This is a genomic window from Oceanospirillum sp. (assembly GCF_982874595.1).
The window spans coordinates 1-6,738 of sequence record NZ_CEYNZH010000089.1; the positions used below are offsets into that span (position 1 = coordinate 1).

Consider the following 6,738-nt stretch of genomic DNA (forward strand, 5'->3'; position numbering starts at 1 on the left):
CGACGGTTACGTGGATCTGTAAGTAATGGGTGACACAGAACTATGAACACCCTCCAAAAATACGGGCAATTGCTTCTATCGGTAGGGCTTTCTGAAGAGTTTCAGGCTAAAAATGAATCCCGCAAGCATCTCTTTATATTTATTGGTAGCATTGCTTTGCCTGACATCAATAACAAGCAAACTCTTCGAATATCTCATTCTGTTTACTGAGACTTCATTACATGACAAGGAGGCTTCGTGCTTACATTCTGGATCGCTTTAGCCTTTATCGCCGGAGCCTTTATGCCCCTTCAGTCCGGCGTAAACAGCACACTAGCCCTGCAGAGTTCCGGAGCAATATGGGCGTCGCTGATCTCCTTTGTCGTTGGGTCCGTCACCCTATTTGCCGTGGTGCTGGTGGCTCGCCATCAATGGCCAGAAGTCTCCAACCTTAAAACGGCCCCCTGGTGGGCCTGGACCGGAGGTCTGATGGGCGCTCTTTTCGTTGCCACTTCAGCCTTTTTGGCTCCAAGGCTTGGGGCCGCTACGATGATTGCACTTTTTGTAGCAGGCCAATTGGCGATGTCCTTGGTATTGGATCACTTTGGATGGGCGACGTTTCCTGAACACAGCATCAACCTTTGGCGGGTTATCGGTGTTCTGATGTTGTTTGGTGGCGTGCTTCTTATTCGTTTTAACTGAGATCCCATAGCATCAGAAAAACCCAAAAAGGGCACAATTCCGTGCCCTTTTTTAATGCTAATGGTCTTTATTTAATAAGCGATCAGATACGCTTTCGGGCAATCACTGTCGCCAACCAGATTCCTCCCAGAATCAGCAGAAAACCACTAACATGAAAGCCCTGCAAAGGCTCCCCCAGAAACAGAATCGCCATGGTGATGCCAAACGCAGGTACCAGATGAATAAACTGCCCGGCTCGGGCCGGACCCAGCTCTGCAATCGCTTTATTCCAGAATAAATAAGCAAGAATTGACGGGAAAATACTGAGGTATAACACACTGCTCACTGAGATCAGATTAAAGGGCATTGCTCTACCGGAAAGCGTTTCATAGAGATAAAACGGGAGCAATACCACCACGCCCACCAAGACGGTCAGCGCAAAAAAACCAAAGGGGCTTAAGCCATCCGGACGAAGACGCAGCAGACTGGAGTAAATAGCCCAGCACAGCACCCCCAGAAGAATCCAGGCGGTACCTGCATTCAGAAAACTCATATCCATAATTGCAGAAGGACTACCTTCAGTAACAACAACCACAACCCCAAAGAGAGAAAGCAACATCCCGACCCCTTGCAGCAAAGTCACTTTCTCACGGAAGAAGAGCCAGGAAATGATCAGAATCAGAATCGGACAGGCTGACTGCAGCAGAATACTGTTACTGGCAGGCGCAGTTTGCAGCCCAAGGTAAATCATAGTGTTGAAACAGCCGACACTGAAAACCGACAGTACTAAAAGGATAAACCAGTTTTTCTTGATCACCTGCCGGGAGGCTTTCCAGTGCGGTATCGCAAAGGGCAGAATAATGACCAAAGCTGTCAACCAGCGCCAGAAACTCAGCCCTAATGGCGGCACATCAAGGTGAACGGCACGACCCAGGACAAAGTTACCCGCCCAGAAAAGTGTAGTCAGAACCAGCAGCCCATAGGGAGAGATATTTAATACTCGCTGAAACATTGTTGATCCCTTATATCAAACCAGCCCTCGATGGTAACTGATCATAAGGAATACGCCTATGCAGCGAATTAATCAGGATTCCGCATCGCCTGACAACCAGAGTTTCAGGGGCGGAACCCTAACAAGGATTTGAAAAGTGTCAGTGAACCACAGAGGAGTCCCGAACGGAGTATGCGGATACCGAAGACTGCAGACGTGAAGCCAACTGCTCTATGTTGTGGCCCAGACTATTGAGAGTGTGTGCTTCACTGGCGGTCTGACGCACCACATCATCGATCCTTCGGATATTGGCATCAACCTCAAGCGCGATTTGCGATTGCTGCTCTGCCACCGTTGCAATCTCGACACTGCTGCTATTAATAGCGTGCACCATATTATTGATCGCCTCAAAAGCATCCCCGGAACGGGTCACTGTCCCCACACTGGTGTCCGCCAGCTCATGCCCGCCTCTCACCAATGTAACCGCATTCTGAACCCGGGTCTGCAGTTCGGTAATGGTTTCCTGAATATTTCGGGTATAGCCCTGAGTCTGTTGAGACAACGCCCGAACTTCATCGGCAACTACGGCAAAACCACGCCCTGCCTCCCCTGCACGGGCAGCTTCAATAGCCGCATTCAGGGCCAGCAGATTGGTTTGCTCCGCAACGCCCTCAATCGTTTCCAGAATCTGAGTAATCGCACCGGCCTGAGACTGAACCTGCTCAGTAACGTCATAGACTGAAGCGATTCGCTCTGCCAGAGCATGAATATCTTTCACACTTTCTTTCACTAGGTCATGACCATTACTGGATTGAACGGTTGCTTCTTCAGTCTGTTGTGACGTTTCCTTAACACTGGCAGCCAACTGCTTTACGGCAGCAGATAGCTGAGTGATTGCAGTGGTAATTTGAAGGCTCTGCTCCTGCTGATGTGTCACACCAGCTTCCAACTCATCACTGGCTTTTGCCATCTCATGAGCATAGTCATTAAGCTGGCCTGAAGCTGACTTGATATCACCAATAGCGCGCTCATAACTGTCCAGAAAGAGGTTAAAAATAACGCCTAAACGCTCAAATTCACTACCCCGTTCAACCGCAACACGGCGGGTCAAGTCTCCGTCTTTAATAATAAACTGCATCGCGTCCTGCATATCCAGCAGAGCAGAACTTGCGCCATGCTCACTGACATTCAGGCCCCGCTCTTCATCTTCAGGAGGAACCCGGAGCGCCCCAAAGGCTTTCATCAGGGCAAAAGCCAGATAACCCAGACCAAAGCCCCAAACAAACACAGCGAATACCCCGGTCAACTGAACCATAAGCTGATCCATAACACTGCCGTTAACCAAAGCAGACTTATCAGCAAAGAAAACCAGAAGAATTGTCCCCAAGGCACCACAGACACCGTGAGCGGCAACCACATTCACGGGATCATCCACCCGCATAATATGCAGGATGACCCACTCTGCAAAGTAAAGCACAGCACCCGCGACAAAACCGATCACAACAGCTCCAACGGGCTCAACAACAGCACAGCTAGCGGTGATGGCAACCAGACCACCAACGACACCATTCAACAGTTTTTCAACATTCACTTCACGTCGTTCATGCATCGCCATGGAGATAAAGAAACAACTCAGTCCCGCGGCGCCTGCAGCCAACATGGTATTAGCAATAATCTTGGCAATACTCGCATCACCGGTCAGAGTACTGCCACCATTAAAGCCAAACCAGCCAAACCAGAGAATAAGTACGCCCACAACGGCAAGAACAAGACTGTGCCCCTGAATCTTGGTAATTTTCTTATCCTTACCAAAAACGCCAAGACGCGGGCCCACGACAATAGCACCCGCCAGCCCCACCCAAGCACCCAAAGAGTGCACAACGGTTGAGCCTGCAAAGTCGATCATTCCTTGTTGAGCCAGCCAGCCTTCGCTATTCCAAATCCAATGACCCGATACCGGATAAATCACGCAAGTTGTAAAAACCGCAACCAACACATAAGCCAGAAACTTAGTTCGCTCGGCAACGGCCCCAGAAACAATTGTCGCGGCAGTACCGGCAAAGGTGGCCTGAAAGGCAAAAGAGGCAAAATCACCCGCTTCGGTCATCCCTGACAAACCGAAGCCGGTTGTTCCCCAAAATCCCCCCGAGCTGACGCCAAACATAATGGCGTAACCTACAGCCCAGAACGTCAGTACAGAAATAATAAAATCCGTTATATTTTTAATCGCAACATTGATGCTGTTTTTAGCTTGCGTCAGCCCTGACTCCAGCGCAGTAAATCCTGCCTGCATAAACATAACCAATGCAGCGCAAACCATAACCCAGACCAGATCCAGATTGCTTTGTACACTTGCTGCATCCATAAAACACACCCCATATGTGATATTTCACTTTTCTTCTATATGCCAAGGCTCAGCAAAAGATGTGCCCAATCTGAAAATAGAAAAAAAACACTGCGCTGCAATATCAAACTAAAATTTGATACCAATCAAACATAAATAAGTAGTGAAATTAGCTTTTACATGCACACCAAAATAGATCAGGCCGTCATCGCGAGCACCAAAAAGATGCATAAATACCAAGAGTTTTAGTCTGGTTTTTTTTCGTCCCTTCAGATAGGGTAATCTCTGAATTTTTCAGGATTGCAGCCTCAGGTAAAGCCCATGAAACTTGTTATTTCTCCAGCTAAGACACTCGACTTTGAATCAGCCCCCGTTACGAAAACCCATAGCAATCCATCGTTTCTTGCTAACAGCCAGCAACTCATTGATCAGTTAAAAGAACTATCTCAGGCTGATGTGGCAAGCCTGATGAAATTGAGTGACAAACTTGCTGCCCTAAACGTTGCCCGCTTTGGTAGCTGGGAACCCCCCTTTACTCCAGAGAATGCGAAACAAGCAATTCTGGCATTTAAAGGCGATGTGTATACAGGGTTGGATGCTGAACATTTCTCGGAGGATGACTTCAGTTTTGCGCAGGATCACATGAGAATTCTGTCAGGTCTATATGGACTCTTAAAACCACTGGATCTGATTCAACCCTACCGTCTGGAGATGGGCACCAAGTTTGCTAACAGTCGTGGAAAAAACCTGTATGAATTCTGGGATATGCTGTTAACTGATACCCTGAATAAAGAGTTCTCGAATGAAAAAGAACCTGTATTGATCAACCTGGCTTCTAATGAATACTTCAAAGCGATCAAAGTAAAAAGCTTGCAGGCTGAAATCATCACCCCTGTCTTTAAAGACTGGAAGAATGGTCAATACAAGATGATCAGCTTTTATGCCAAAAAGGCTCGTGGCCTGATGGCGGCCTACATTATTAAGAATCGCCTAAAAGATCCGGAGCAATTGAAGTGTTTCGATAGTGAGGGCTATTACTTCAGCCAAGAGCAGAGTACTGGGAATGAATGGGTTTTCCTGAGAGATCACGAGGAATAATAACGCCCGCTCAAACGAAGAAAGGCCGCAAAATGCGGCCTTTCTATTATCTGACGTTCAATGCAACCTTTAGTTTTGCTGAATACCTTGCAGATACCAGTTAGCATTCTCCTGTCGCATATCGCGGACAAGGTGCCAGGTTTCGGTAAAGTCTGTAGGAACGGAGCTGTTCTCTCGGATCTGACCTGTGAAAACAACGCTCGCTTCTGCCAGAGAACCTTGCTGACTTACACCTCCCAGACGGGCTTCCAGGTTTACCACCTCGGTGTTCGGCTCTTCCGTTTGAGCTTTGCGCTCTTCTGCCAGCAGGTTATACAGTTCAGGCGTTACAAAATCCTGAATTTCAGCCAGATCATTGTTATCCCAGGCTTTCTGAAGATGAACGAAGTGTCCCTTCGCACGCTCAACAAAACCTGCTGCATCAAACCAATCCGGAACCGTTGGAGCAACCGGAGTACTACCGCCCATCAGATTGGTGTCAAAGCTGCGTTCCTGATTCGTGGCCTCTTTCTGGTAAGCCATATTAGTTCCTGCAGCCGGAGCAGACTGGCGCTTCCGGGCCATCAATTTAAATAAAATAAAGGCAACCAGTGCGATCAGAATGAAATCGAACATCTGGAAGCCTTCAAAGCCATCACCGAAGAACATTGCAGCCAGCAGACCACCGGCAGCCAGACCCGCCAAAGGTCCTAGGAAGCCCATCTTACTGCTACGTGCTCCGGCACCCGTTGCGGTATTTGTCTTAGAAGGCTGAGTGTAATTACTGCTGCTTGATGATGTTGTGCTCTTTGAAAAAGAACCAAACGATTTACCACCACCCAGACGCTTTGCCTCTGCATGATCTAGGCCTGTGCCCAGAACCATAAAGAAAGCAAAAAACCATACTGCTATACGCTGCATAAAGTTACCTGTTAGTTTACTTATTATCCCGTTATGCTTGAGTAATGGGGGCGCAGGAAGCGCATTCCAACCATAACAACAAACTCTTTAGGGAGCTTATATGTTAATCAGCCCTACCAACTCTGCACTATTAGTCATCGATATTCAGGAAAAGTTGCTTCCGGCTCTGCATAATGCAGAGCAATTAATGACAAACAGCCAATGGCTGATCGAAGTTGCTGCAGAATTCTCTATCCCTACCGTCGTTACCGAGCAATACCCGCAGGGTCTTGGCCATACCAGCACGCAACTGAAACCATTTTTGTCATCAGCGACCTTTCTTGAGAAAGAGCACTTCTCTGCCGCCGAGGAAGCACATATCCTGAAATCGGTTAATGAGCTGGAAAAAGAACAGCTGATCCTGATTGGCGCAGAAAGTCATGTCTGCCTGCTGCAAACAGCACTGGGCTTCTCTGAGCAGGGATACGATGTCTATGTTGTCACCGATGCCGTTGCTTCCCGTAAAGAGTCCGATTACAACACCGCCATGACCCGTCTGCAGCAGAATGGTATCCAACTGGTCAGCAAAGAGATGGTTGCCTTTGAGTGGCTGCACAAATGCAATACAGAGACATTTCGTAAAATCAGCAAAGGTTACCTTCGCTGATATCAGCTTTCTATTTCCAATACGGACCTTCCGCTTCTCACTACTTTCTCCCCGTCCTTTTCTTCCGGGCATAAAAAAACCCCGCTTCGACTGAAGCGG

At 48.0% G+C, this 6,738-nt stretch carries 6 protein-coding genes; 3 read left to right on the plus strand and 3 right to left on the minus strand.

Translation table 11 applies throughout. The features are described 5' to 3' along the window. The first annotated feature begins 237 nt into the window (after window positions 1-237). A complete protein-coding gene (locus AC4GL5_RS18155; protein ID WP_490384217.1) occupies window positions 238-681 on the plus strand; it encodes a DMT family transporter in 444 nt (147 codons plus the stop codon). Window positions 682-763: 82 nt separating this feature from the next. Here the strand turns inward: AC4GL5_RS18155 and AC4GL5_RS18160 are convergent, their stop codons facing one another. Then, window positions 764-1,672, minus strand: a complete 909-nt coding sequence (locus tag AC4GL5_RS18160) for a DMT family transporter (RefSeq protein ID WP_490384218.1) — start codon at window positions 1,670-1,672, stop codon at window positions 764-766. Between the two features lie 139 nt (window positions 1,673-1,811). Beyond that, entirely contained in the window at window positions 1,812-4,016 is a 2,205-nt protein-coding gene (amt, locus tag AC4GL5_RS18165) for an ammonium transporter (protein WP_490384219.1), read from the minus strand. 300 nt (window positions 4,017-4,316) lie between these two features. On the opposite strand from amt, the gene yaaA reads away from it, so the two are divergent. Beyond that, a complete protein-coding gene (gene yaaA, locus AC4GL5_RS18170; protein WP_490384220.1) occupies window positions 4,317-5,093 on the plus strand; it encodes a peroxide stress protein YaaA in 777 nt (258 codons plus the stop codon). Window positions 5,094-5,162: 69 nt separating this feature from the next. On the opposite strand, the gene AC4GL5_RS18175 is transcribed toward yaaA, so the two are convergent. Further along, a complete protein-coding gene (locus AC4GL5_RS18175; RefSeq protein WP_490384221.1) occupies window positions 5,163-5,993 on the minus strand; it encodes a Tim44 domain-containing protein in 831 nt (276 codons plus the stop codon). Window positions 5,994-6,093: 100 nt separating this feature from the next. Here AC4GL5_RS18175 and AC4GL5_RS18180 point away from each other — a divergent pair, with 100 nt between their 5' ends. Continuing rightward, window positions 6,094-6,639 carry a hydrolase gene (locus AC4GL5_RS18180; RefSeq protein WP_490384222.1) on the plus strand — a complete coding sequence of 182 codons (546 nt, stop codon included), beginning with the start codon at window positions 6,094-6,096 and terminating at the stop codon, window positions 6,637-6,639. Window positions 6,640-6,738: the final 99 nt, after the last annotated feature.

Bases quoted from the DNA above. Each gene is read 5' to 3' on its own strand.
- AC4GL5_RS18160 (WP_490384218.1), bottom strand. From the start codon at position 1,672: ATGTTTCAGCGAGTATTAAATATCTCTCCCTATGGGCTGCTGGTTCTG.
- amt (WP_490384219.1), bottom strand. From the start codon at position 4,016: ATGGATGCAGCAAGTGTACAAAGCAATCTGGATCTGGTCTGGGTTATG.
- yaaA (WP_490384220.1), top strand. From the start codon at position 4,317: ATGAAACTTGTTATTTCTCCAGCTAAGACACTCGACTTTGAATCAGCC.
- AC4GL5_RS18175 (WP_490384221.1), bottom strand. From the start codon at position 5,993: ATGCAGCGTATAGCAGTATGGTTTTTTGCTTTCTTTATGGTTCTGGGC.
- AC4GL5_RS18180 (WP_490384222.1), top strand. From the start codon at position 6,094: ATGTTAATCAGCCCTACCAACTCTGCACTATTAGTCATCGATATTCAG.